General features: G+C 70.6%; 19 protein-coding genes and 1 pseudogene. 5 read left to right on the top strand and 15 right to left on the bottom strand.

Features of this window, described 5'->3' with window-relative positions; all coding sequences use genetic code 11:
• Positions 1–115: 115 nt before the first annotated feature.
• On the bottom strand, positions 116–289 hold the full coding sequence (locus tag ABT025_RS04535; RefSeq protein WP_350989745.1) for a hypothetical protein: 174 nt from the start codon (positions 287–289) through the stop codon (positions 116–118).
• Positions 286–2,187 carry an acyl-CoA dehydrogenase family protein gene (locus ABT025_RS04540; protein ID WP_350989747.1) on the bottom strand — a complete coding sequence of 634 codons (1,902 nt, stop codon included), beginning with the start codon at positions 2,185–2,187 and terminating at the stop codon, positions 286–288. The genes ABT025_RS04535 and ABT025_RS04540 overlap by 4 nt, the downstream gene beginning before the upstream one ends.
• 167 nt (positions 2,188–2,354) lie before the next feature.
• On the opposite strand from ABT025_RS04540, the gene ABT025_RS04545 reads away from it, so the two are divergent.
• Entirely contained in the window at positions 2,355–3,671 is a 1,317-nt protein-coding gene (locus tag ABT025_RS04545) for a hypothetical protein (RefSeq protein WP_350989749.1), read from the top strand.
• A gap of 322 nt (positions 3,672–3,993) precedes the next feature.
• On the opposite strand, the gene ABT025_RS04550 is transcribed toward ABT025_RS04545, so the two are convergent.
• From ABT025_RS04550 to ABT025_RS04605, 12 genes and pseudogenes are all read right to left on the bottom strand, one after another.
• On the bottom strand, positions 3,994–4,926 hold the full coding sequence (locus ABT025_RS04550; RefSeq protein ID WP_350989752.1) for a carbohydrate kinase family protein: 933 nt from the start codon (positions 4,924–4,926) through the stop codon (positions 3,994–3,996).
• Positions 4,927–5,587: 661 nt separating this feature from the next.
• Positions 5,588–6,130 carry a glycoside hydrolase family 32 protein gene (locus tag ABT025_RS04555; RefSeq protein WP_350989829.1) on the bottom strand — a complete coding sequence of 181 codons (543 nt, stop codon included), beginning with the start codon at positions 6,128–6,130 and terminating at the stop codon, positions 5,588–5,590.
• Between the two features lie 230 nt (positions 6,131–6,360).
• Positions 6,361–6,759 (bottom strand): annotated as a pseudogene (locus ABT025_RS04560) (ATP-binding cassette domain-containing protein); the annotation flags it as partial.
• Between the two features lie 7 nt (positions 6,760–6,766).
• Entirely contained in the window at positions 6,767–7,030 is a 264-nt protein-coding gene (locus ABT025_RS04565; RefSeq protein WP_350989755.1) for a type B 50S ribosomal protein L31, read from the bottom strand.
• A 159-nt stretch (positions 7,031–7,189) separates the two neighbouring features.
• Entirely contained in the window at positions 7,190–8,062 is an 873-nt protein-coding gene (locus tag ABT025_RS04570) for an ABC transporter substrate-binding protein (RefSeq protein WP_350989757.1), read from the bottom strand.
• Positions 8,063–8,161: 99 nt separating this feature from the next.
• Positions 8,162–8,788 carry a GNAT family N-acetyltransferase gene (locus ABT025_RS04575; RefSeq protein ID WP_350989759.1) on the bottom strand — a complete coding sequence of 209 codons (627 nt, stop codon included), beginning with the start codon at positions 8,786–8,788 and terminating at the stop codon, positions 8,162–8,164.
• A gap of 89 nt (positions 8,789–8,877) precedes the next feature.
• Entirely contained in the window at positions 8,878–9,204 is a 327-nt protein-coding gene (locus ABT025_RS04580) for a cupin domain-containing protein (protein ID WP_350989761.1), read from the bottom strand.
• A gap of 101 nt (positions 9,205–9,305) precedes the next feature.
• The gene (locus ABT025_RS04585) at positions 9,306–10,931 is read right to left on the bottom strand and encodes a glycoside hydrolase family 13 protein (protein ID WP_350989763.1); all 1,626 of its coding nucleotides are present in this window, start codon (positions 10,929–10,931) and stop codon (positions 9,306–9,308) included.
• Between the two features lie 248 nt (positions 10,932–11,179).
• Positions 11,180–12,139: a carbohydrate ABC transporter permease gene (locus ABT025_RS04590; protein ID WP_350989768.1), complete on the bottom strand. Its 960-nt coding sequence runs from the start codon at positions 12,137–12,139 to the stop codon at positions 11,180–11,182.
• Positions 12,140–12,154: 15 nt separating this feature from the next.
• Positions 12,155–13,114, bottom strand: a complete 960-nt coding sequence (locus tag ABT025_RS04595; protein ID WP_350989770.1) for a carbohydrate ABC transporter permease — start codon at positions 13,112–13,114, stop codon at positions 12,155–12,157.
• A gap of 91 nt (positions 13,115–13,205) precedes the next feature.
• Positions 13,206–14,630 carry an extracellular solute-binding protein gene (locus tag ABT025_RS04600; RefSeq protein WP_350989772.1) on the bottom strand — a complete coding sequence of 475 codons (1,425 nt, stop codon included), beginning with the start codon at positions 14,628–14,630 and terminating at the stop codon, positions 13,206–13,208.
• A gap of 214 nt (positions 14,631–14,844) precedes the next feature.
• On the bottom strand, positions 14,845–19,134 hold the full coding sequence (locus ABT025_RS04605; protein ID WP_350989774.1) for a discoidin domain-containing protein: 4,290 nt from the start codon (positions 19,132–19,134) through the stop codon (positions 14,845–14,847).
• 627 nt (positions 19,135–19,761) lie between these two features.
• Between ABT025_RS04605 and ABT025_RS04610 the strand changes: the two genes are divergently transcribed.
• Positions 19,762–20,136 carry a hypothetical protein gene (locus ABT025_RS04610; RefSeq protein ID WP_350989776.1) on the top strand — a complete coding sequence of 125 codons (375 nt, stop codon included), beginning with the start codon at positions 19,762–19,764 and terminating at the stop codon, positions 20,134–20,136.
• 245 nt (positions 20,137–20,381) lie between these two features.
• Here ABT025_RS04610 and ABT025_RS04615 read toward each other — a convergent pair whose 3' ends face one another.
• On the bottom strand, positions 20,382–20,876 hold the full coding sequence (locus ABT025_RS04615) for a GNAT family N-acetyltransferase (RefSeq protein ID WP_350989778.1): 495 nt from the start codon (positions 20,874–20,876) through the stop codon (positions 20,382–20,384).
• Between the two features lie 201 nt (positions 20,877–21,077).
• On the opposite strand from ABT025_RS04615, the gene ABT025_RS04620 reads away from it, so the two are divergent.
• The 3 genes from ABT025_RS04620 to ABT025_RS04630 all read left to right on the top strand — a co-directional run bounded on the left by ABT025_RS04620 (position 21,078) and on the right by ABT025_RS04630 (position 25,955).
• Positions 21,078–21,800 (top strand): 4'-phosphopantetheinyl transferase family protein, encoded by a 723-nt coding sequence (locus tag ABT025_RS04620; RefSeq protein WP_350989780.1) that lies wholly within the window; start codon positions 21,078–21,080, stop codon positions 21,798–21,800.
• A 46-nt stretch (positions 21,801–21,846) separates the two neighbouring features.
• Positions 21,847–23,487, top strand: coding sequence for a phosphoglucomutase (alpha-D-glucose-1,6-bisphosphate-dependent) (gene pgm / locus ABT025_RS04625; protein ID WP_350989782.1), 1,641 nt, complete (start codon positions 21,847–21,849; stop codon positions 23,485–23,487).
• Between the two features lie 122 nt (positions 23,488–23,609).
• Complete coding sequence (locus tag ABT025_RS04630) at positions 23,610–25,955, top strand: FHA domain-containing protein (RefSeq protein WP_350989784.1); 2,346 nt, start codon at positions 23,610–23,612, stop codon at positions 25,953–25,955.
• The last annotated feature ends 6 nt before the right edge of the window (positions 25,956–25,961 follow it).

The raw sequence follows: 25,961 nt of genomic DNA on the forward strand, positions 1-25,961 counted from the left end.
GCCCGGGCACGAGCGGTGGGCGGACGGGCGGTCGGGGCCGGGCTGCGTGCGCGCGCCGCGCACGCCGCCCCGAGCGCCCGCCCGACGCCCGAGTGCCGGGGCGGCCTCGCTCCGGTCAGGCCTTGCGGTGAACCGATTCGCCACCGATGGTGCGTGCACCCTCGCACCACCGCGAGAGCAGGGCCGCGGTCCCCCAGAAGCCCAGCAGGACGACGCGGACGCCCAGGCACCGGACCGCGTCCGCCGCCCGGTGCGGCAGCGCTGCGGCTCCCTGCGGTGTGTCCGTCATCGCGCGCCCCCGGCAGGTTCCCGGTCCGCAGCGGTGTGCCAGGAGGCGCCCGGGTCGTCGTAGGCGTCCGTGTAGCGGGCTCCCGCGATGGGCCAGTCGGCGAGCAGTTCGCCGGGCAACGCGAAGGACTCGGCGAGTTCCGGCAGATGACCGCTCACGGCTGCGATCAGCTGCTCGGTGACATCGGTCAGCCCCTCGACCTGACCGGCGGTCAGATGGCCGGCGGCCAGCAGATCCCCGCTGTTGCGCGCGACCCAGCGCAGCGCGAACAGCCGGGCCAGTTCGCCCAGCCGCTCGCGGGCCTCGCCGCCGGGCAGAGCCGCGAGCGCGTGCTCGTACGCGTGGGCCGCCTGCCGGTACGCATGCGCCTCGACCCCCCGCAGAGCGGTCCCGGACGCCTCGTTCCAGCGCTCCAGCGGGTTGCCGTGCGGGACCCGCGCCATCCGGGCGGCCGCCCGCGCGAACCAGATGCGCTCCACCTGGTCCAGAAGCCGGCCCAGGAAGCGCAGATCGGTGAGGTCGCCGCCCGGCGCAGCGGCCGCCGGCTCTTCGTCCGGGTCCCGTGCGGCCTCGAAGAGCAGGCCGGCGGCCGCCCTGGAGTGGATGGCCAGATTGTCCCCCTCGGCGGTGATGGCGCCCTCGACGCCGGTGACGAGTTCGGCCATCCCGTTGTTCTCCAGCAGCCCCTGGGCGCCGCACCGTTCCCGGCATTCGACGATGACGGACCGGGCCTGCCACGTGATCCACCCCTTGGCCACGTCGACCAGCCGCTCGGCCGCCTCCCGGCCGGCCGGCGGTCCTGCCGCCGCCTCTTCCCAGCGGTCGAGGACCCTCCGGTGCAGCAGGCTCATCGCGAAGACGGTCGCCATGGCCTCGGCGAGCGGCCCGTGGTGGCTGCGGTGTGCGATCACCGGGACGGGCGGCGACGGGCGGCCACCGGAGACGAAACGGTGGCCGCCGTAGCGGACGGCGACGGCCAGCGTGGCGCGTGCGGACCCCACCGCGCTGGCGCTCATGCAGATCCGGCCCGCGGTGACCCGTCCGATCGACGCGAGAAAGCGGCGCCTGCGCCCCTCGGTGTCGCTGCGGAACACCCCGTCCTCGCCGACCCGCCCCTGTACGCCGCCGAGCAGCGCCTCTCGCCCTACGAAGACCTGGTCGAAGGAGGTCAGGCAGTGGTCGACGGGACTGCCCATCCGTGCGGGAAGCCGGCGCACCCGGATCCCCGGCAGGGCCCGGGACGCATCGGTGAGCGGCACCAGCAGCAGGAAGACTCCGTGGTCGGCACCCCCGACGATCAGCCGGGCGGCGACGAGCCCCGACTTGGGGCCGCCCGCCGGACTGGTGTTGGGCATGAACTTCTGTGCACCGGCGTGCGGGGTGTGGAGCACGAACCCGTCCCGGGCGGGGTCGAAGGTGGCGGTGGTCTCGACGGCGGCGGCGTCGTTGCCGTGCGCCACCTCCGTACAGAGGAATGTGCCGATCCGTCGCAGCCGGAGGAACTCCGACAGGTCGCGGGTGCCGTCGGCGTCGTGGTCGAGAAGGCTTCCGAGGAAAAGGTTGTAATGAATGCCCGCAACGGTGGCGAGGGCCGGGTCCACAGGGGCGAGCCATTCGTGCATGGCGGCAAGGGCGCGTGGATCGGAGGCCGGCCTGGCGGCACTGTCCAGCGCACTGTTGAGTGTGCGCAGCCGTGCGTGGGCGAGGGCGAGCCGCTCGTCGGGGGTGGGGCCGGGAGGCGGCCAGAGCGGCCGGCGGAACGGTTCTGTGGTGACGAGCCGGCGCCAGAAGCCGTGCTCGCGGCGGGCGTCCGGACCGAGGAGCGCTGTGGTGAGCAGGTCGGCGACCGGCCCGGTTCGGGCTCCCGAGGGGCCGACGCCGTCGAAAATAGTGGTCATAGAAGAACAAACGATCAGAAAACGCCCAGGACACCCCCACGATCGGTGTCCAGGCCGACTCGTCCTCGCCCGGCATGGCCCCGACGACACCGTACCGGCCCCCGCCCATCACCTGTATGCAGCAACCCACCGTGCTCCGCGGTCGGCCAGGACATCCCCTTGGGGTCATGGAACGCGATCCCGGCCGGTCGGCCGCGCCGGACGAGCACGCCGAACTGGAAGCCCTTCGGGTACGGGTGGCCCAGTTGGAGGCCCGTACCCCGGCCCGGCACAGGCTGCGGCTCCGTTCGTTCTTCGCGGTCCTGCTGATCCTGGTGGCGGCCGTGCTGACACCGCTCAGCATCGTGTCGAGCTGGGCGAGCGACGTCGCCGGGGACACGGACCGCTATGTGGCGATGATGGATCCGCTGGCCTCCGACCCCCATGTGCAGGCGGCGGTGACCGACCGCGTGACCACCGCCGTCATGACCCACCTGGACATCGACGCGCTGCTGGCGGACGTGGCTCCCGCCGACCGGCCGGTCGTCGACAAGGCCCTCGAGAAGCTCGGCGGCCCGCTGACCACGGGTGTCACGAACTTCGTGCACGGGACCGTCGAGAAGTTCGTGACCAGCGACGCCTTCGAGCGGCTGTGGAGTGACCTCAACCGGCAGGCGCACGCCTCCGTCGTGAAGGCGCTGACGGGCGAGGGCGGCGGCGCGGTGAAGCTGACCGACGACACCGTCACGCTGGACCTCGCCCCCGTCATCGACCGGGTGAAGCAGCGCCTCGTCGACCGCGGTCTGACGGTCGCCGAGAAGATCCCGGAGATCCACACCGACTTCACGGTCCTGACCTCGGACTCGGTCGGCAAGGCCAAGCAGGCGTTCCGGGCGCTCGAACTCCTCGGATTCTGGCTTCCCGTGTTCACGCTGGTGCTGGCAGCGGGCGGGGTACTGCTCGCGGTGCGCCGGCGACGGGCCCTGGTCACCGCCGCGCTCGCGGCCGCTGCGGGTGCCGCCCTGCTCGCGCTCGGGCTGTGGGCGGGGCGCGCCTTCTATCTCGACAGTCTTCCCTCCGACGTCTCGCAGCCGGCCGCGGGGGCGGTCTTCGACGCGCTGGCGGGATATCTGCGCGCCGGGGCCCGGCTGGTGGTGACCGTCGGTGCGGTGGTGGCGCTCGCGGCCTGGCTCACCGGCGGCGGCCGCGCCGCGACCCGGGTCATGGCGATGTGGAGCGGCGGCATCGGGGCCGTACGGGACGCGGCAGGTTTCACTGGCGGTCCGGTCGGCAGGTGGGTGCACCGGGCCAGGCGGCCGCTGAACTGGACCGTGGTCGTGGTGGCCGTCGCGGTGCTGGTGGCGTGGGACCGGCCGACCGGCCTGGTCACGGTGTGGATCGCGCTGTGTGCCCTGTTCGCCCTGGCCGTCGTCGAGTTCCTAGACGACGACAGCACTCCGCACCTGGCGGAGCCGGGTGACGGGCGGGTGGCAGGCGGTTCCTGAGGGCCGTCCCGCACTCCCTGATGGATCGGCGTGGATCAGCGCACGACGTCGGATGCGGTGCGCCGCAAGGCGGAGCAGCGTCACGGCGCACGACGTCGGATGCGGTGCGCCGCAAGGCGGAGCAGCGTCGCCTGCTCCGGCTCGCGACGCCCTGCTCGTGAAGGCCGGTGCCACAGGCGCGGCTGGCGGGCCGGCTGGCTGGCTGGCCGGCTGGCTACGCAAGGCGGCCGGCGTGGATCGTCATCGAGACCCGGAGCGAGTGGAAGCCCGTCGCGTGGCGGTGCCACCGTCCCCGTGGGGGGGGCGGTGGCACCGAGGTGTTTCACATCCGGCGGAGCGCCGCGCCGAGTTCCGCCGCGTCGGGCGGGTTGGCGCCGGCCCGCGAGACGGTCACCGCCGCCGAGGCAGCCGCGTGCCGCAGGACGTCGGCCACGGTGGCCCGGTCCAGCGACCGCAGCCGTTCCCGGCCGTCCGGCCCGAGCAGTCCGTGGGCGGCGAGCGCGTGCAGCGTGCCGGACATGAAGGCGTCCCCCGCCCCCACCGTGTCGACGACCTCCGTGGTCAGCGCCTCGATGCTCACCCGGCCGTCGGGCAGGACCGCGAAGGCCCCGTCGCCGCCCCGGGTGACGAGGACGACGGCCGGGCCGCCGGCCAGCCACCGCTCGGCCACCTTCACCGGGTCCTGGCCCGGATACAGCCATTCCAGGTCCTCGTCGCTCGCCTTGACCACATCACTGAGCGCCACACAGAGCTCGACCTTGCGCACGGCGGCCTCGTGGTCCCCCATCAGCTCGGGCCGCACATTGGGGTCGTAGCTGACCGTCGCGGCGGCCCGCAGCGACTCGACGGCGGCTACGACCGCAGCCGCGCCGGGTTCGGTGACCGCCGCGATCGACCCGGTGTGGACGTGTGCGGGCGGCCGGTCCGGGGAGACCGGACCGAGGGTCCAGGTGATCTCGAAGGTGTACGCGGCCTGGCCCGCGCCGTCCAGCGTCACGGCTGCGGACGGGGTGGGGGCGGTGGAACCGTCCGTACGGACGTCGACCCCGGCTCCGGCCAGGTGATCCCGGATCAGCCGCCCGTTCCCGTCCGCCCCGAGCTGGGTGAGCAGGGTCGCACCGTGTCCGAGCCTGGCCAGGCCGTACGCGACGTTGGCCGGGCTGCCGCCCGGGTGGACCCGGTCGGCCTCCCCCGGCAGCCGGACGATGTCGGCGACGCATTCGCCGATGACCAGCAGGTCGATTCTGTCGAGCATGAGGGTGAGGCCTCCTGGAGTGCGGTGACGTAGGTGTCCTGGTAGGCGGCACGGCCTCCGAACACATTGAGCCCGATCCTGCCGTGCGCATAGCGGGTATCGGTCACGTCGAGGACCGGCCGGCCGTCGACGAACACCTCGATCCGCCCGCCCCGGGCCACCGTCCGCAGCGCCAGGGTCAGTCCCGTCCGGATCAGCAGCGGCGTTTCGGCGAGTACGGTCGTCCGTCCGCCGTCCCGGCGCATCAGCCGGACCGTGCGCAGATTCGGATCGAGGTTGACCGCGTATCCGTCGGCGGTGTCGGGCGTGGTGCGCAGGAACACCGATCCGGCGCCGCTCGCACCGTCGGGGCCGCCGAAGCGCAGGCGTGTGGTCAGTGCCAGGCCGCCGCACTCGGTGCCGGAGACGCTGGTCGAGTCCCGGTCGAACACGCCGGTGCGGCCGGCCCCGGTGGGGTGGTCCAGTGACCCGCCGGCACGACGGTGAGGTCACCGAGCCCGCCGCTGCGGAAGGTCCCGCCGGCCGGGAGTGCGGGCGTGGCCGGGTCGTCGGCCGTCACCCGGAACACGTCCCGGAGCCGGTGGACGGTCAGCGTGACGATGCGGGCCGTGCCTCCGACGGCGTGGGTGTCGCCCTCGTAGCGGCCGGTCCAGTAGAGCGGCTAGTGGGTGGTGCCCTCGTCCCAGGCGGAGAAGGCGAGGATGTCCGCGCCGTCGATCCGGAAGAGGTCGACGCACTCCCACATGGTGCCGGTCCAGTCGAGGTCCGCGGCCGTTCCCCTGCTCGCGTCGCCGGTGAGGAGCGGGCCCACGTAGCGCCAGTCGCGCAGGTCCTCGGACTCGTACAGGAACGCGGTGCCGCCGACGCCGCGGATGCCGGAGCCGACGAGGTGGCGCCAGGTGCCGTTCTCGCGCCAGACGCAGTGGTCGCGGAAGGCGGTGAGATCGCCCTCGGACGGGGCGCCGATCACGGGGTTGGCGGGGTCCTTGCGCCAGTTGCGCAGGTCGGGCGATCCGGTGGCGACGCAGGGCAGTTCACGTTCCCCGTGCCGGCCGGAGCAGACGAGGGTCGGGGTGCCTCCGTCGTCGACGAGGACACCGGACCAGCAGCCGTCCCGGTCGGGGCCGTCGGTGCCGGGGACCAGGGCGACGGGTTCGTCCGTCCAGCTGACCAGGTCACGGCTGGTGGCGTGGCCCCAGTGGATGCGGTGGTGGGCGGCGGCGAGGGGTGGGCGGGGCGGTCCATCAGGGCGAGCGGGTCGCCGACCTCGACGAGTTCGCCGGCGAAGAGGACCTGGGTGGTGTCGGCGACATGGCGGGCCGACGCGAGGTCGTGGGTGATGTGGAGCATCGAGATGCCGCGCTCGTCGTGCAGCCGTCGCATCAGGTTGAGGATGCCGATGCGTACGGACACGTCGAGCATCGACGTCGGTTCGTCGGCGAGGACGAGCCGCGGGTCGACAGCGAGGGCGCCGGCGACGCGCTGGCGCTGGCCGCCGGAGAGTTCGTGCGGGTAGGACTCCGGCATGTCCTCGGTGAGGCCGACCGTGGTGACGAGGTCGCGCAGTTCCGTCGCCCCGGCGGGCCGCCCGTGCACGAGCAGGGCCCGGCGCAGGAAGTGCTCGACGCGGTGCACGGGGTTGAGGGAGCCGAAGGGGTCCTAGAACACCATCTGCACGGCCCCGCGGTAGGCGCGGGACACCCGGTGCCGCTGAGTCCTCAGCAGGTCCTCGCCGTCCAGCAGGACCTGTCCCGCGGTCGGTTGTTCGAGGCGGGCCAGGCAGCGCGCCAGGGTGGACTTGCCGCTGCCGGACTCGCCGACGAGGGCGACGATCCTCCCGTCAGGAGGCGCCGGCGCCGCCCTCCTCGCCGTACCTGCGCTCGAACTTGGCGACCTGCCCCTCGGAGTCGACGACCCGCGCCTTCCCCGTGAAGAACGGGTGGCTCTCCGCCGAGATCTCCACGTCGATGACGGGGTAGCTGTTGCCGTCGTCCCAGTCGATCGTCTGCTCGCTCGACGCGGTGGACCGGGTCAGAAAGGCGTAGCCCGCCGAGCGGTCACGGAAGACGACGGGGCGGTACGAAGGATGCTTGTCCTGCTGCATGCCTGCTCCTGGAGTGTGCGGGTAAGGGCGCGGGCGCTCCCGGCCAGCCTGGCCAACCGGGGCGGCCCTCGCGATCGCACACGTCCGTACGGGTCATCGGCGGGGCGGGGGCGGCCTCTGGGCAACCGGACCTGTCCGCCTTCGCGCCGCTCCTCGCGGCTACGCCTCCAGCGCGTCGGCCACCAGGTCCAGGAACCGCGCATGGGCCCGGGCGCTGCACACCGGCTCGGGGTTCCACGCGACCACGCGCGCGGAGCGCTCGATCGACGTCCAGCGCTCGTTGGTCCCAAGCTCGTCGAGCGGGGTGGCGTTGGCCCGGATGTCGGCGAGCACGACGGCCGGGCGCAGCGCCGCGGCCTGCGCCCAGCCGACCGTGGACCAGTTCGCGCCGGGCCCCTCGGCGGGTTCCACGAGGCCGACGCCGAGCTCGGCCAGCACCCGGAGCTCGGGCCACATGCGGGGGCGGGCCAGATGCGCCTGTTCCTGACCGGCCGGGGACAGGGCGAGGACCCTCGCCCTGTCCGCGCCCGCGGCGAGTGCGCGCAGCCGGTCCCGGGCGGCGTCCAGTTCCTGGGTGGCCGCCGCGGGCTCCTCGGCGCCGAGCGACCGGGCCAGCTCGGCGAACCGGTCACCGATCTCCGCGAGGGTGCGGGCCTGGCCCACGTCGATGACGACGACCGGGACGTGCCCCTCCAGATGCTTGGCCGTCTCCGGATCGAGGCCGTAGACCTGGCCGCCGCCGTAACTGACGGCCACCACCAGGTCCGGCTCACCGCTCAGCAGCGTGTCCACGTCCAGCGTGGCGCCCGCCCCGACGTACGCGACGTCGGCCAGGGGCAGCGATCCGGTCTTCGCCGCGTCCGGCACCGCGGGATCGTCGTGCCCCGAGCCGAATATCCCGCTCGGGCGGACGCCGTGATCCCATAAGGTCGCACCGGCCTGGACATAGGCGAGGACCCGCGTCGGGCGCCTGCCGGCACTCGCCACCTGTCCACGGTCGTCGGAGAATTCCCACACGGTCCGCTCCCTCACTTCACATACCTCTCGCCACTGGCTGCCCGCCCCCGCGCGGTCTCGTCCCGGACTTCCTGCCCAGCGAACCCGCGTGGCACCCGCGGCGGCGGCGACGGACTACAGGTCCGCCACCGTGGAGCGCACGAGGTAGGTGACGGGGCCGGGGTCCGGGACCTCGGTCTCGGCGAAACCGAGCCGGTCGTAGAAGGCCCTGGCCGGGGTGTTGGAGGTGAGCATGGACAGATGAACGCCCTTGACACCCTTGGCGTTCAGGGCCGCGAGGAAGGTGCGCATCAGCTCCTTCCCGTACCCCCGGCGCTGCCAGTCGGGCAGCAGATCGATGTGCAAGTGGGCGGGATGGTCGACGAGTTCGGGCAGGACCATCCGCTCCGGGTTGTGCAGGAGGCCGATCATCGCGTCGCTGGGCGTCCGCGGCGCTCCGTCCGGCCGCGGGTAGCGGTCCTCGACCAGGGGCAGCCAGCGTGTGCGGAACTCCGTCACGAAGCGGGGCGTGTCGGCGGTGCCGAGGATGTATCCGACCGCCCGGCCCGTCCCGTCGTCGAGAACGAAGGCCAGGTCGGGTTCGAGGTAGGCGTAGGGCGTGGCGAAGATCGACGGCATCAGCTCGTGGTCCGGGTACAGGTGCCGGGAGTCGCCGCCGTTGTCGGCCGTGCGGACGCAGATGTCGGCGAGGGCCGCGCGGTCGTCCGGTTGATAGGCCCGTGGGCCGGGAAGCAGGGTCACCGGCCCATCCTGCCGATCCTGAGAGCGCTCCCACAAGGTGCCGCAGGGGATTTCGCCGACCACCACAGCCGCGCCGGGCGGCCGGACCGTCAGCCGTTGACGGCCGTCAGCAGCACCACCGCGTCCTCCAGGGCGAGCAGCCCGTGCCGTTCCTGCGGGATCGGGTGCAGCTGTCCGGCGGCGAGTTCCACATCGCCCGACCCGGCGGTGAGCCGCACCGAGCCACGCAGCACCTGCAGGGAGGCGGCGGGCGGGGCGTTGTGCTCGTCGAGGGCTCGGCCCGAGGCCAGTGCGATGACGGTCTGGCGCAGCGGGTCCTCATGGAGCAGGAGGTGGGCGCTGCGGCCGTGCGGGGAGGTGCGGGCTGCGGCCAGGTGCTCGTCGGCCAGGGCATTCAGATCGTTCGGTGCGTCCATATGCCCCACTGTGCCGCAGCCCTCTCTCCCCCGCGATCCTGCGGGACCCGGTCGTGCCGCGCGCGACCGGGTCCGTGGGCACGTTGGCCTGGGCCGGGCGGTCAGACGCGAAGCCAGACCGCGGTGTCCTGCGGCAGCCTCCCCGTCTCGTCCAGGGGGCCGCTGGCCAGGAGGACCCTGGCGTGCGGGGGCAGCTCGGCGGCCTCGGCGGCCAGGTTGACGACGCAGACGAGACCGTCGGTCCGGGTGAACGCGAGCACCTCGGGCCCCCCGTCCAGCCAGGTCAGCCGGCGTATCCCGGGCTCGCCCGCCGTGTCGAACCCTGGTTCGGTCCGGCGCAGTCGCAGGGCCTCGCGGTACAGACTGAGCATCGAGTCCGGGTCGCCGCCCTGGAGGTCGGCGGCGTACGCGGACCAGCCGGCCGGCTGCGGGAGCCAGGGCGCGGTGGCGGCGCCGAATCCTGCGTACGGTTCCTGCGCCGACCAGGGCAGCGGTACCCGGCAGCCGTCGCGTCCGGGGTCGGTGCCGCCCTTGCGGAAGTGCATCGGGTCCTGGATGCGGTCCAGCGGGATGTCGGCCTCCGGCAGTCCCAGCTCCTCGCCCTGGTAGAGGTAGGCGGCGCCGGGCAGGGCCAGGGAGAGGAGGGCCGCGGCGCGGGCGCGGCGGGTGCCGAGGACGAGGTCCGTCGGGGTTCCGAAGGCCTTCGCGGCGAAGTCGAACCCGGTCTCCGCCCGGCCGTAGCGGGTCACGGTGCGGGTCACGTCGTGGTTGCACAGGACCCAGGTGGCCGGTGCGCCCACCTCCGCGTGCTCGGCGAGTGTGCCGTCGATCGCGGTCCGCAGCAGCCCGGCGTCCCAGGGGCAGGCCAGGAAGTTGAAGTTGAAGGCGGTGTGCAGTTCGTCGGGGCGCAGATAGCGGGCGAACCGCTCGGTGTCCGGGAGCCACACCTCGCCGACGAAGACGCCGCCGTACTCGTCGGCTATGGCACGCCAGGAGCGGTAGATGTCGTGCAACTCGTCACGGTCGACGAAGGGGTGCGGGTCGCTGCCCCGGACGAAGTCGGGCAGCGCCGGGTCCTTGGCGAGCAGGGCCGCCGAGTCGATCCGGACGCCCGAGACCCCGCGCTCGAACCAGAAGCGCAGCACGTCCTCGTGTTCCTGACGGACCGCCGGGTGTGCCCAGTTGAGGTCGGGCTGCTGGGTGGCGAAGAGGTGGAGGTACCACTCCCCGTCGTCCAGCCGGGTCCAGGGCGTGCCGCCGAATTCGGAGACCCAGTCGTTGGGCGGGATCTCGCCGTCGGCGCCGCGTCCCGTACGGAAGTGGAAGAGGTCTCGCTCGGGGCTGCCGGAGCCGGCGTCGAGGGCGGCCCGGAACCACGCGTGCTGGTCGGACACATGGTTGGGCACGATGTCGATGATGGTGCGGATGCCCAGTTCACGGGCCTCGGCGATCAGCTTCTCCGCCTCGGCGAGGGTACCGAACGCCGGGTCGATGGTGCGGTAGTCGGCCACGTCGTAGCCGCCGTCCGCGAGCGGTGAGAGGTACCAGGGGGTGAACCAGAGTGCGTCCACGCCCAGTTCGACGAGGTAGGGCAGCTTGGCCCGGACCCCTGCGAGGTCGCCGGTGCCGTCACCGTCGCCATCGGCGAAGCTGCGTACGTAGATCTGGTAGATGGCGGCGTCTCGCCACCAGTTCGCGGTGACCTCGGACGGACGGTTGGCTGCCACGTGGCGTTCCTTTCGGGCAGGTGGGACTCCGCCGCCGGCCCGGCGAGCGGGGCAGGACGGGAGGGCCGGCGGCGGAGTGCTGAGGGGAAGGCGGCGGACGGGACCCCGGCGCTGCGGGGCGCGGTCCTGGATGGGGCACGGTCCTGGTGAGGGTGCCAGGGCCTCTCGTTCGGATCAGGCCGGGCTCGCGGGCCCGGCACGTACGCCTGGCCCCGCTCCCTGATCCGGCCTGGTCCGGGCGCAGGGCCCTAGCCCTTGAGGCCGCCTGCGGTCAGACCGCTCATTATGTTGCGCTGGAAGAGCAGGAAGATCAGCAGCGTCGGGATCGACGCGATGGTGAGCGCGGCGATGAGGACGTTCTCGGGTACACCGCTGGCCAGTGAGTAGATGCCCACGTTCAGGGTCTGCTTGCTGGGGTCGGGCAGGGTGAGCATCGGCCAGAGGAAGTCCTTCCACACCCCGACGACGGCGAAGATGGAGACGACGCCGAGGATCGGCCGGGAGATCGGCAGGACGATCGAGCGCAGGGTGCGCAGCGGCGAGGCACCGTCGATCGCGGCGGCGTCGAGGAGTTCTCGTGGGATGGAGTCGAAGAACCGCTTCAGCAGAAAGATGTTGAAGGCGTTGGTTACCGACGGAAGCCATATCACCCAGGGCGAGTTGACGAGATTGCGCTGGAAGACCGGGACGTCCAGGACGGTGAGGTACTGGGGTACGACCAGCACGGTGGCCGGGATCATCAGGGTGGCCAGCATCATCCCGAGGATGACCTTGCCGAACACCGGCCGGAGTTTGGACAGCGAGTACGCGGCCGCGACGTCGAAGACGAGTTGGAAGGCCAGCGCGCCGAAGGCGTAGTACAGGGTGTTGAACAGCAGTCTGGACAGGTCCATCACGGTCCAGGCCTGGCTGTAGTTCTCGGTGTGGAGCGAACTGGGGAAGGCGGTGGGCGGGCTCTGCACGACTTCCTGGGTGGTCTTGAGGCCACCGGTGACCATCCAGTAGAGCGGCCCGAGGAAGGCCACCGTGAACAGGATGATCACGACGGTGAAGACGATCCAGTAGAAGGCCTTGCCGCGGGGTCTGCCGAGCTGGGCCGGCGAGATCAGGGTCCGCTGGCGCCCGAGGTCCGCAGCGCGTGCGGACCTGCGCCGGTCCGCTCCGCGCGTCTCGCTCCCGCGCCGGGAGACAAGCGTGTTCGATGCCATGGTCGTGCTCCCGTCCTAGTCTTCGCTGCTGCGGCTCAGTCGTACGTACACCGCGGAGAATCCCGCGAGGACGACGAGCAGGACGAGGCCGAGTGCCGCCGCGCTGCCGTAGTTGTTGAAGTTGAAGGCGTACTGGTAGATGAGGTAGACGACGGTGGTGGTGGAGCCCTCCGGGCCGGCGCCGTTGGTGAGCAGGAACGGCTCGGTGAAGACCTGCATCGTCGCGATGACCTGCATGAGCAGTAGCAGCGAGAGGATGAGCCGGGTCTGCGGGATGGTGACGTGCCAGACCTTGCGCAGCAGCCCCGCACCGTCCAGTTCGGCCGCCTCGTACAGCTCCCCCGGGATGCCCTGGAGTGCGGCCAGGTAGATCAGGGTCGCGCCGCCCATGTTCATCCAGGTCGCCGCGATGACGACCGAGAGCATGGCGGTGTCGGTGTCCTGGAGCCACTGCTGGGCGGGCAGGTGGAAGACGTCCAGGATGCGGTTGAAGAGTCCGTATCCGGGGTCGTAGAAGTACTTGAAGAGCAGGACGGAGGCGACCGGCGGCAGCATCACGGGGAGGTAGACCAGCAGCCGCAGATAGCCCTGCCCGTGCCGGAATTCGTTGAGGACGACGGCGACGACGAACGGGACGACGAAGCCCAGCAGCAGGGCGAGGACGGTGAACAGCAGGGTGTTGCGCCAGGCCTGCCAGAACGCCGGGTCGTTGAAGACGTAGGTCAGGTTGGACCAGCCGGCCCAGGTGGTCTCGCCGTCCTCGGTCTTCTGGAAGGCCAGGACGAACTCCCGGACCATCGGGTACCAGGAGAAGAGCGAGAAGCAGAGCACCGCTCCGATCAGGAAGCCGTGTGCGGAGATGTTGCGGCGCACGGCGCGCAGGAACTCCTCGCGGGCGGAGTTCCTGCGGGCGGGGGCCGGATGTCCTGGGCGGGGCCCGGTCGCCTTGCGGGAGGACAGAGTAGGGGCCGACATGGTGTATCTCCTCGGTGCCGGTGAACTTCGAGCGCAGTCGGACGGGTCCGGATGCGGGACCGGGTCCGCGTGACCCGGTCCCGCGCGTCCGTTACTGGTTCGCCAGAACCTGGTTGACCTGCTGCTCGGCGGTGGAGAGCAGCTTGTCGATGTCGGCGTCCTCATTGGTCAGCACGCCGGACATGGCGTTGTCGAGGATCTTGTAGATCTCCTGCGCCTTCGGCGGCTCGGCCTTGCCCTGGACGGGGTTGTCCATGAAGGCCTTGAAGTTCTCGATGGGCATCGAGGCGTTGGTGGTGCGTGACGCGTCGTCCTTGGCCTTGCTGTCACCCAGGAAGAAGTTCGGCTGCGGAAGCCCGACGGGAAGCTTGTCGGCCTTGGTGCGGGCCCAGTCGAACTGGCCCTTGCCCGGGCTGAGGTTCTTGAAGTTCAGCCAGGCGACGGCGGCCTTGATCTGGTCGGGCGAACTACCCTTCTTGATCATGTAGTTGTTGCCGCCGAACAGGGTTCCCTTGGCGGCGGGGATCGGGCCCAGGCCGAAGGTCTCGTACGTGGCTCCGAGCTGCTGCACCATGTAGGTGATGTCGTCGGGGGCGGCGAGGAACATGCCCAGCTTGTCGCTGGATATCTGCTTCTGCAGGTCACCCCACTTCAGCAGCTGGGTCTTGCCCATGCTGTCGTCCTCCCAGCGCATGTCGTGCAGTTGCTGGAGGACCTGCTTGCCGGAGGCGTCGTTGAAGGCGGCCTTCTTCCCCGAGGCGTCGACGACATCCCCTCCGAGGCCGTACTGGGTGGCGGCGAAGTGCCAGCCACCGTTGTTGCCGGCGCTGTACTCACCGAAGCCGGCGATGCCCTTGCCCAGGCCCGCGATCTTCTTGGCCGCGGTGCGGACCTCGTCCCAGGTGGCGGGCGGGGTGTTCGGGTCGAGACCCGCCTGGGTGAACAGCTTCCGGTTGATCATCAGGCCCATGGTGTAGTTGCTGGTCGGCAGGGCGTAGAGCTTGCCGTCCTTGCGGGCCACGTCGACGACCTGGGGCTGGATGTCCTTCAGCGCGGGAACGGTCCTGTCGGTGACGTAGGCGGAGATGTCCTCGGCCCCGTCGTTGTCCAGCACCTGCTGGAGGTCGGTGAAGTAGGCGTAGAAGACGTCGGGTTGCGACTTCCCCTTCAGCATGGCGGTGAAGCGGGGCGGCTCGTTGCACTGTCCGGGGGTGGACTTTCCGTTGATCGTGACGTTCGGGTACTTCTTGTTGAACGTCTTGATGTCCTCGTTCCACTCGCGGAGCTCCGCAGCCTTGGCCGCCGGCGGCATGCAGTCGATCGAGATCGTCACCTTCGCCTTCGGATCGAGCGGGGCGGAAGGGTCGGACGATCCCTTGGACGCACTGTTCGAGTCCTCGTCCTTGCTGCTGCTCGTGCCGCAGGAGGCGAGCGAGGTCAGGGCAAGTGCGGTGACAAGGGCAGCCGCGGAGGCACGGCTGATACGGCGTGTGCGGCGCAACCCAGCACTTCTCATCGATGGTCCCCTTTGGGCATGAGCGTGGATGGCCCTCGGCCGACTCTCTGCCGGGGCGAGGCACACTCAACCAGCGGCAACATGTGAACGCAATATCTCGCGCAGTTTTCGTAAAAGTTTGACAGCTCTTCGCACGCGGCGTGCGACGGCCTGCGGGCACGCAGCACGGGGCACCGCCCGGCAAGCCGGACGGTGCCCCTGGGAACGGCTCCTGCTACGGGTTGATGTTGATCTTCATGGTGGACGTCGTGTTCTTCACGTCCAGGGCGTTGCCGCTGAGCTTCAGGCCGTTGAAGGTCACCTCACCGACGGCGGGCCCCTGGCCGGCCTCGGGCATCTCGTTGGCCCACAGGCCGAAGCCGGACTTGGCGTCGTAGGCGTCGCCGCTCTTGCGCGCGCCGGAGATCGAGATGTCGGTCAGGATCGTGTCCTTGATCGGGAACTGGGGCTGGCCTCCCACGTAGTTGGTCTGGAACATGATGCCGCTGTACGTCGGGTCGACGATGTCCACGTGGTTGATCCGGATGCCCTGGAAGACCTTGGAGGCGGAGAACAGCCAGATGCCGGGGAAAGTCTGCGACCCCCAGAAATGGCCGCCGGAGCGGAGCACGGAGACGTTCTCGACCGTTGTCGGATCGGTCCCGAAACCGTTCATCGGGTAGCCGAAGTCCAGCGAGCTGACCGTGATGCCGGAGTAGACCAGGGTGTCTGCGATGAGGATGTTGCGGAAGGTGTTGTCGTACCCGCCATAGACGGCGATCCCCGCGGCCCGCCAGGTCAGGAGGGACGTGAGGTTCTCGTAGACGTTGTTCTTCATGTCCGCGCCGCCGGAGTCGATCGCCGAGAACAGCGCGAAGCTGTCGTCACCGGTGGCCCGGGACTCGTTGTTGACGACATGGTTGTCCGTCGAGCCGTTGGTCATGTTGATGCCGTCGGCGAACGTGTTCCGGATGCGGGAGTTCTTGATGGTGATGCTGTCGGTGTTGGCGCCCCAGTAGAGGCACACCTGGTGCTCGTTCCAGACGTTGTCGATCACGATGTCCGAGACGTTGGAGAAGTCGAACACCTTGCCGGGGCCGTCGATGCGCGAGGTGTAGTTCCCGAAGTACGCGAAGTTCGCGAACGACGAGCCCTTGGCGCCGGCCTCGGCGCGGAAGCCGTTGTCGGTGTTCTCCTGGCCGGAGGGTGCGAAGAACCTGGTGTACCAGGGACCCGCGCCGACGACCTTGACGGCCTTCCCGTAGACCTGGAACTTGCTCGCGGTCTGGTAGTCACCGGCCGGCAGGTAGACACCGACGAGCTTGCCCGTGGTGTCCATCCGGACCTTGTCGAGGGCGTTCTGGACGTCCTGGTGGGTGAACCCGGCGGGAACGGCGTAGGCGGCCGCGTCCGGGTTCGGGATCTGCGTCGCCTGCTCCAGGCTGATGAAGTCGATCGCGTAGGTGCTGGTGTTCGCGGCGTCCTTCTGGAGCCGGATCTTGCTGCCGGCCGGCACGGTCCTGCCCAGCAGCATGTTCGCCTCGTCGTAGATGTGCCGCGGCGAACCCGAACCCGGGGAGTTGCCCGGCCCGGTCTCGGCGCCGTACAGCCACGCGTACTTCGAGGTGAGGTCGATCGCCTTGAGGAAGGTGCCGTCCACGTAGACGTTCAGCTTGGAGTCGATGCCGCCGCCGCCCGCGGAATCCGGGATGGAGAAGCGGGTCACCAGGGAGTTGGTGCTGGCCCTGGTGGTGAACTCGACGTAGTTGCCGGTGCCGTTGAGGGTGACGGCCTTGCGGCCGGACGCCTCGCCCGCGACGTCGCCGACGGTCCTGTTCGGGCCGACTACCTGCGCGCCGCCGCCGGCGACCCCGTCCTCCGCCTCGTACATGTCGTACGGCATGTCGGCGCCGCGTCCGACGAAGAGCGAGCTGGTGGCGCTGTTGTTCTCGCGCTTCACCGGCAGCTCGTTGGCGTCGTCGGCGATCACCGTCTTCACGGAGTACGAGCCGTTGACCGCCGTCCAGCTGCCCAGGTTCACCGGGGCGCCGGTCGCACCCGCGGCGATCGACCCGGTGTAGGTGCCCGTGAGGGTCTTCACCGTGGCGCCCTTGGAGTCGAGCAGGTTCAGCGTGATGGCATGGCCGCCGGCGGCGGACGCCACCGTGCCCTGGTTCTTGACGGCGACCGAGAAGGCCACGTTCTGACCGGCGGACGGGGCCGACGGGGAGGTGCTGACCCCGGTGGAGACCAGGTCCGAGCTGGCGACCGGCTTCACGACGAGGCCGGTCGTGCTCGTGTAGGTGTTGTCGCTCTCGTTCTGCTCGATGACCTCGTTCGCCGGGTCGGCGACCGCGCTCAGGGCGTACGTACCCGCGTCGCGCGGGCCGATTTCGGCGCTGACCTGGGCGGAGGCCCCTCCCGCCAGCGCGCCCACGGACGCGGTGGCGACCTTGGTGCCGCCCAGCCGGAACTCGACCTTGCTCGCCGGTGCCGCGACCGAACCGCTGTTGCGCACCGTCGCGGTGAGCGTGACCGGGTCAGACTCGACGGGCGCGTCCGGGGCCGCCGTAACCGAGCCGACCTGGAGGTTCGGGTTGGGCGCCGGGGCACCCAACACCTGGAACTCCGCGACCTGACCGGCACCCGAGCCGGTGTTGGAGTTGAACTTCAGCTGGACGTCGGCGACCCGGCCGCTGACCGGAATGGTCACCGTGTTGCCGCTGCCCGGGCTGAACGCGTAGTCCTTGGCCGCGACCAGGCCGGTGAACGCCGAGGCGCTCTGCTCCCGTCCGAGGACCTGGATGTTCTGCGTCCTGGCACCCCAGCTGCTGTCCGGGTTGAGCTTGACGACGACGCTCTGCGTGTCGGCGTTGGCACCCAGCTTCACCGTCAGGGTGTTCGGGTAGCTGCCCCCGGCACCCTCCCAGTAGGTGGTCACGCTGTTGTCGTTGGCGTTCTCCGCCACGAACGTGTGGACCACGGACGAGGCGGTGATGGGCTTGCCGATCGCGAGGTTGGACGCCGCGCCGGTGCTGCCGTTACGGGTGACGGTGTTGCTGTCGCCCGAGACGTTGCCCGCCGCGTCCTTGGCCCGGACGGTGTAGGAGACCGTGGTGCCGGTGGACTGCGTGTCCGTGTAGGTGGTGACATCGCCGGCGACGCTCTTGCGCAGCACGTTGTTGGCGTAGATGTCGTACCCGGTGACGGCCTTGTTGTCGGCGGACGCCTGCCAGACCAGCTTGATCTGCCCGGCGGTCGCTTCGGTGAAGCTCAGGTTCGCCGGTGCGGTCGGCGCCTGGGTGTCGCCGGTGTCTCCCGTCCGGGTCACCGTGTTGCTGTTCCCCGAGACGTTGCCCGCCGCGTCCTTGGCGCGGACGTAGTACGACACGGTGGTGCCGGCCGGACGGGTGTCGGTGAACGTGGTGACGTTGCCCGCCACGCTGGTGAGCAGGGCGTTGTCGGCGTAGATGTCGTAGCCGGTGACGGCCGTGTCGTCCGTCGCCGCCTTCCAGGTCAGCTTGACCTGACCGGTGGCCGGTTCGGTGTACGCCAGCTGCGAGGGTGCGGTCGGCGCCTGTGTGTCGCCCGACTCGGGCCCGTAGATCTCCAGTTCGGAGACCTGGGCGCCCGGCTGGACGGTGTTGGCGCTGACGAGCACGCGCACATAGCGGGTGGTGGTGGCGTCGAAGGGGATCGTCGCCGACTCACCGGCCGTGGGGCTGAAGGTGTACGCCGTGGGCTGCGTCACGTCGCTGAAGTCCGTGCCGTTGGTGCTGCTCTGGATCTTCAGCGTCTGGCTGCGGGTCTCCCAGCCGTCCGGCAGCCGCAGGACCACCCTGTCCACCCGCACCGAGGAGCCGAGGTCGGCCTGGATCCATTGCGGGAGCTCGCCGTTGCGGCTCTCCCAATAGCTGGCCGCATTACCGTCGTTGGCCTGGGCGGCCACGTAGGTCTGGGTGTGGCTGCTGGCCGTGAGCGTGCGGCCGGCCGCCAGGTTCACGGACGACTCGGCGGCCGCCCGGACCTCCAGCTCGGCGAGCTGGCCGTTCTTCGACGCCGTGTTCGCGGTGATGCTCGCACGCACGAACCGTGTCCGGGTCGCCGGGATGGCGATGGTCACCTTGTTTGAGCTGCCCGGGGCGAAGGTGTAGGAGGCCGAGGTCTTCAGCGTGGTGAAGCTGGTGCCGTCGGCGCTGCCCTGGAGCGAAAGGGTCTGGCGGCGGCTCTTCCACTCCCCGGGAAGCTTCAGGGTGATCCTGTCGATGCGGGTGACCTTGCCCAGATCGCTCTGCACCCACTGGGGCAGGGCACTGCCCGCCCCTTCCCAGTACGTCGACTGGTCTCCGTCCGCGATGTTCCCGGCGGCTCTCCCGCCGCCGGCACCGCTCGCTGCCGTCCTGTGACCGGCGGCGATGTCCGGGCCGCCGGCTGCCGACGCGTTGAGCGCCGGCCAGCCGAGCACGAGCAGGCTGGTGGTGAGGGTGGCGGAAACGACCCGCCGTCGCCAGCGTTGCGTTCTCATATGTCCCCGATCTTCGGCCTCGGCGCAGGGCGCGACCAAGGCGCGGCTCTGTCTGCGTACCTGTTGAAGGCATGAATTCCTGCACCAACAGGATGGACTTTTGCGTTTTGCGGTCAGAGAGTTGCAGAGAAATGAGAACCCGTCCACTGTTCCGACAGAAGATGGAACCTAAACGGACTCCGTCATGCCGCCACAACTTGCATGACATGCATGGCATTTGGCGCCACAGAGCGCAGCAGTCCACACACCCCGACGTCACGCAAGGAATTTGCGCACATATGCAAGCCGCTGAAAGGTGCCAGTTCGGAGGGGAGGCGGGGTGACCGGCCGGCCCGCCGAACGGAGCGTCTCGCGGCGCCGCACAGCACCCCCGACGACCGGAGCCGCCGAGCGCGAACGTGCGGGCCGTCCGTTGCGGCGGCGGGGGTTCGCGGTGCAGGTCGGTGTCGACCTCGACCCGGGCCTGCACTTCGGCGCCATGCAGGTCTCGGTGCCTTCGCCGTGGAGCGCGGCGCGGCGGAGACGGCCGCGCCGCTCCACGTGCTGTCCAACTGCGCCGGCCTGCCGGCCGGCCGGCTCTACGGTCTGCGACGGTGGCGGGGCGCACCACAGGTACAACTGTCCTTCATGACAGCATGGTTGGCGCTCAGCTGCCTGCCGCTGCTCACGGTCGGCTCATGCGCGGAGCCAGGGCTCGTGCCCGCTGTCACCGGTCCGGCCGTCCCTCCGGTCCTGGTGCTCTCCTCCGTGCTCACTGCGGCGTCCGTGGACCGGGCCGCTCCGACCCAGGCGTTCACCTTGCTGAACTCGGCGAGTGCCGCGGGTTCGGCCGGGGCGGAGCGATGTCCGGTCGCGCGGTGGACGCCTGGGGGGGCGCACCACGGTTTCGCGATCGCTGCGGCGGCCACCGCCGCCATGGCAGTGCTGGCCACGGCCCGTGCGCGCGCCGCGTGGGGCCGGTACATCGTCTCCGGGCTCCCGGCTCACCGATCGACCAGATGATCACGGCTCGACGACGAGCGGCGCCCGTGGCCTCGGGCCCCGCTCGTCTCCCCCCGGTCGCGTACGCCCACCGGATCAACGCGCCGGATCAACGCGCCGCTGGCTCCGCCGGATCCAGCCCACCGGATCAACGCGCAGCATCAACACGCCGGATCAACGCACCGGATCAACGCGCCGCTGGGCTCCGCCGGATCCAGCCCACCGGATCAACGCGCAGGTTCAACGCACCGCTGGAATCCCCCGGTTCAGCCCACCGGGCTCCAGCGGTATCTGACGTCCGGCTCGTTCTCCTCGTTGCGGCTGCCGTCGTCGAACTCGACGGCGGTGAAGCCGTGCCGCTCGTAGAAGGCGCGCGCACCGGAGTTGCGCTGGAAGGTGTGCAGGGCGAGCCCCTGCGGGCTGCGCTCCCTGGCCTTCGCGAGCAGCAGCGTCCCGATGCCCCGGCGCCGCATGTCGGGGCGCAGATAGAGGTGTTCGAGCTCATCGCCGTCGACCGAGACGAAACCGACCGGCTCCGCCTCTCCCCCGCCCTCCGGGAGCTCGGCCACCCAGACGTCGGTGTCGGGCAGTACGACGTGGGTCATCCAGCCAAGTGTCGCCTCGTCGCTGTGCACCCGTGTCAGGTAGGGCAGTGCGGCGGCGCGCGAATCGAGAAAGATCCGGGTGAGGCGGTCGGCGTCCTCGACGCGCGCCTCCCGCAGCAGTACCGCGTCCGAGTGCGGGTGGCTGTCCGATGACATCCGGGGTCTCCTGTCCGAAGGGGCCGGTGGCCCGAAAAGCCCGCCGCACCTCGTGAGCGCGATGAACTGGCCACACCGTGGTCGAACGTACGTCGGACCCTGTCCGGATCTCCATAGGATATCGGTGACCACTCCGCCGTGACACGCACTCACGGCGCCCTCCCCGGCGAAGGAATCGACGTAACGGTGTATCAGCCCGGCATGTTCGCATTCCCCGAGGACGACCACCGGATCGCCCCCTTCCGCCTTCCGCCCGGCGTCCCCTCACTGTGGCTGGTGGACGCGGCGCGGCACGGCGGGCATGCGCAGCGGCTCGCCCCGGAGATCCTCGATGCCGGTGAACTCGACAGGGCGGCGCGGCTGGCCGGCGCGGCCGACCGCGATTGCTATGTCGCCGCGCATGTGGCCCTGCGGCTGCTGCTCGGGGCCCGGCTGGGCGTCGCTCCCGGTGCAGTGCCCCTCACTCGCGAGCCGTGTCCGTCCTGTGGTGGCCCGCACGGCCGTCCCGCGACAGGTGGTGGTGTGCACTTCTCCCTGTCGCACACGCGCGGAGTGGCGCTGCTGGCGCTCGCGGACGTGCCGGTGGGCGTGGACGTAGAGCGGATTCCGGAGCCCGGAGTCGTGTCCGGGATCGCCGGTCAGCTGCACCCGGCGGAGTCCCGCGAGCTGGCGCAGCTTCCCGACGAGCAGCGGCCGGCCGCCTTCGGCCGGGTCTGGACCCGTAAGGAGGCCTACCTGAAGGGCGAGGGCATCGGCCTGGCCGGCGGCCTCGCGGCCGAGCACGTGGGCACCGGTCCCCGGCCCGGGCCGGGGCCGGCGGGCTGGACGGTCACCGATGTCGGGGTACCCGCCGGATACGCGGCGGCGGTGGCCGTCCGTGCGGCGGGGCGGCCACCCGCCCACGCCGACGGCCGGCGAAAATAGCGGGGCGGGCAGATCGTACCGACCGACCGATACGGAGGAGTGGCAGATGCCGCAGACACGAGCCGGACAGCAGGCACGTCCGGAAGACCTGACCGATGTGGCACGGCTGGTGACGGCGTATTACACGCTGCACCCGGATCCGGCGGATCCGGGCCAGCGGGTCGCCTTCGGCACCTCCGGGCATCGCGGGTCGTCGACGTCCACCGCGTTCAACGAGGACCACATCGCGGCGACGAGCCAGGCGATCAGTGAGTACCGGGCGCTGCAGGGCACGGACGGGCCGCTCTTCCTCGGGGCCGACACCCACGCACTTTCCGAGCCCGCGCGGGTGACGGCCGTCGAGGTGTTCGCCGCGAACGACGTGACCGTGCTCATCGACTCCGCCGACGGCTACACCCCGACGCCGGCGGTTTCGCACGCCATCCTGACGTACAACCGCGGCCGCGGCTCGCACCTCGCGGACGGTGTGGTGGTCACCCCCTCGCACAATCCGCCGGGAGACGGCGGGTTCAAGTACAACCCGCCGAACGGCGGCCCGGCCGGGTCGGAGGCGACCGGCTGGATCCAGGAGCGGGCCAACGAGATCATCACCGGTGGTCTCAAGGACGTGCGCCGCATGCCGTACGTCAGGGCGCTGGCCGCTCCGTCGACCGGAACGTACGACTTCCTGGGCGCCTACGTGGCGGACCTGCCGTCGGTGCTCGACCTGGACGCGGTGCGCGCGGCCGGGGTACGGATCGGCGCCGACCCGCTGGGCGGTGCCTCGGTCGCGTACTGGGGCCGCATCGCCGAGCAGCACCGGCTCGACCTGACCGTCGTCAATCCGCTCACCGATCCCACCTGGCGGTTCATGACGCTGGACTGGGACGGCAAGATCCGGATGGACTGCTCCTCGCCGTACGCGATGGCCTCACTGATCGGGCAGCGTGACCGCTACCAGATCGCCACCGGCAACGATGCCGACGCGGACCGGCACGGCATCGTCACCCCGGACGCGGGGCTGATGAATCCGAACCACTACCTCGCCGTGGCCATCAACTACCTGTATACGCACAGGGACCGCTGGCCGGCGGGTGCGGGCATCGGCAAGACCCTGGTGTCGTCCGGCATGATCGACCGGGTGGCCGCCGATCTCGGCCGGCAGCTTGTCGAGGTGCCGGTCGGTTTCAAGTGGTTCGTGGACGGCCTCGCCGACGGGTCGCTCGGCTTCGGCGGCGAGGAGTCGGCCGGGGCCTCGTTCCTGCGCCGTGACGGGTCGGTCTGGACGACGGACAAGGACGGCATCCTGCTGGCCCTGCTCGCCTCCGAGATCCTCGCGGTGACGGGCGAGTCACCGTCCGAGCACTACGCCGCGCTGACCGCCCGGTTCGGTGAGCCGGCGTACGCCCGGATCGACGCCCCCGCGGACCGCGAGCAGAAGGCCGTGCTGGCACGGCTGTCCCCCGAGCAGGTCAGCGCCGGCACCCTGGCGGGCGAACCGGTCACGGCCGTCCTCACCTCGGCGCCGGGCAACGGGGCGGCGATCGGTGGAATCAAGGTGACGACGGAGAACGCCTGGTTCGCGGCACGGCCTTCGGGCACCGAGGACGTCTACAAGATCTACGCGGAGTCCTTCCGGGGCACCGAGCACCTCGCCCGCGTCCAGGAGGAGGCCAAGGCCGTCGTCTCCGATGCCCTGAGCGCCTGACGTGAGCCGTCTCCCCCCGCACATGCCGGTACAGGGGGAGACGGCTCCGCTCCTCCCCCGTACGCCCGCGCACACAGCCGACTGGTCGGGCACATAACCGTACCGGTCGATAGAATTCGGGCATGGGAGAGCGGCCTGTCGCGCCGACTGCGCCCGAGCTGGTACTCGAAACCGACGCAGGACCCACGGTGATGAGTCCGAGCCGGGAATACCACGTCGGCCGCGACCCTTTGAGCGACATCGTCATCGACGACGGCCGGGTCTCCTGGCATCACGCGGTGCTCAGGCCGCTGGACGGCCGCTGGACGATCGAGGACGAGGGCAGCACGAACGGCACCTACACCGGTGGCCGGCGGATCCATGAATCGGACGTCGGGCCCGGCACCCTCATCCGCTTCGGCCACCCGGAGGACGGGGCGCAGGCCGTGCTGAGGGTCCGGCCCGCACCGGCGCCCGCTCCGGACCGTCCGTCGGCCGTCTCCGTGCCCGCCGCGACCGGCACGTTCCGGCAGCCGACCTCCGTCCGGCCGCTGCCGTCCCGTACCGTCCGGATCGGCCGCGGTCCCGGGAACGACCTGGTCGTCGACGACCTGAGCGTCTCGCGCCGCCATGCCGAGCTGCTGTCCCACACGGACGGCACGTACGAGATCGTCGACCTCGGCTCGCACAACGGCACCTTCCTCAACGGCCAGCCTGCCGACCGTGCACCCGTCTCCCCCGGAGACATCGTCGGTATCGGACACTCCGCCTTCTGCCTGGTCGGGGACACGCTTCAGGAGTTCGTCGACACCGGTGAGGTGTCGCTCGACGTCCAGGACCTGGCAGTGACCGTCGACAGAGGGCGCAAGACGCTGCTGGACCATGTCACCTTCCCGGTGGGCGAGAAGTGCCTGCTGGGTGTGGTGGGGCCCAGTGGTGCGGGCAAGTCCACCCTCCTGAACGCCCTGACCGGGCTGCGCCCTGCCGACGAGGGGACCGTCCTCTACGACGGCCGCGATCTCTACCACGACTACGCCGAACTGCGTCAGCGCATCGGGCTGGTGCCCCAGGACGACATCCTGCACGCCCAGCTGACCGTACGAAGAGCGCTGGGTTACGCCGCGGAGCTCCGTTTCCCCCAGGACACCGCCAAGTCGGAGCGGCGCGAGCGGGTCGCCGAGGTGGTGCGCGAACTCGGACTCGAACAGCGGGCCGGCCAGCCGATCCACAGTCTCTCCGGTGGCCAGCGCAAGCGGGTGAGTGTGGCGCTTGAGCTGCTGACGAAACCGTCGCTGCTGTTTCTCGACGAACCGACGTCGGGCCTCGACCCCGGCATGGACCGCTCGGTCATGCACATGCTGCGCGGCCTCGCCGACGACGGGCGCACGGTCATCGTCGTCACGCACAGTGTGCTGAGTCTGGACGTGTGCGACCGGCTGCTGGTGCTCGCACCCGGTGGGAGGATCGCCTACTACGGCCCGCCCGAGGACGCGCTGGCCTTCTTCGGCTTCGCCGAGTGGCCGGAAGCGTTCGAGGCCTTCGAGAACGACCGCGACCGGCCCTGGGCCGAGGAGTTCACCGCCTCCCCCTTCCACCGGCGGTACATCGACAACGCCAGTTCGCAGCCCCAGTTGCCGCACGCCGCGGCCGCGGCGGTCGCACCGCCGCCGAAGACCCGCAGCTGGAGTGCGCAGCTGCGGACCCTCGTGCGACGGTACGCGGCCGCGCTGAGCGCCGACCGGACGTTCCTCGTCATCATGATCGCGCTGCCGTTCGTGATGGGCGCCATGACACGGGCCCTCGCCGGAAGTCGGCTGACGCAGGAGACGGCGATGAACGCGCTGCTCATCCTGTGTGTCGGCGGTGTGCTGACGGGCGCCGCCAACGCCGTCCGGGAACTGGTCAAGGAACGGGTGATCTACCAGCGGGAACGTGCGGTCGGCCTGTCCAGATCCGCGTATCTGATGTCCAAGGTCGTGGTCCTGGGCACCATCACGGTGCTCCAGGCCGTCGTGCTGACCCTGGTCGGTCTGGTGGGTGTGGATCTCAACGCCCCGGGCGGGCAAGGGGTGCTCCTGCCGCCCCTTGCCGAAATCACCCTGACGGTGGCCCTGTTGTCCTTCACCGCGATGATGCTGGGCCTCCTGGTGTCCGCGCTGGTGTGCAAGGAGGAGGTCACCATGCCCCTCCTGGTGCTGCTCGCGATCGTCCAGGTCGTCTTCTGCGGCGCGCTGCTGAAGCTGCACGGGGTGCCCGGCGTCGAGCAGCTGTCCTGGCTGGTCCCCTCCCGCTGGGCGCTGGGTGCCATGGCAGGGACGATCGACCTGGCCAGGATCGTGCCCGGGAAGCTGACCTCGGACCCCCTGTTCGAGCACTCCGCCGGAATCTGGCTCCTCGACATGGGGATGCTGCTGGTGCTGTCCGCCGTCTTCGGATTCGCGGTGGCCAGGCTCCTGCGCCGGCACGAGCCCGCCATCATGCGGAAGTAGGAGCGG

This window comes from Streptomyces sp. NPDC002809 (assembly GCF_040295435.1).
GTDB lineage: Bacteria > Actinomycetota > Actinomycetes > Streptomycetales > Streptomycetaceae > Streptomyces.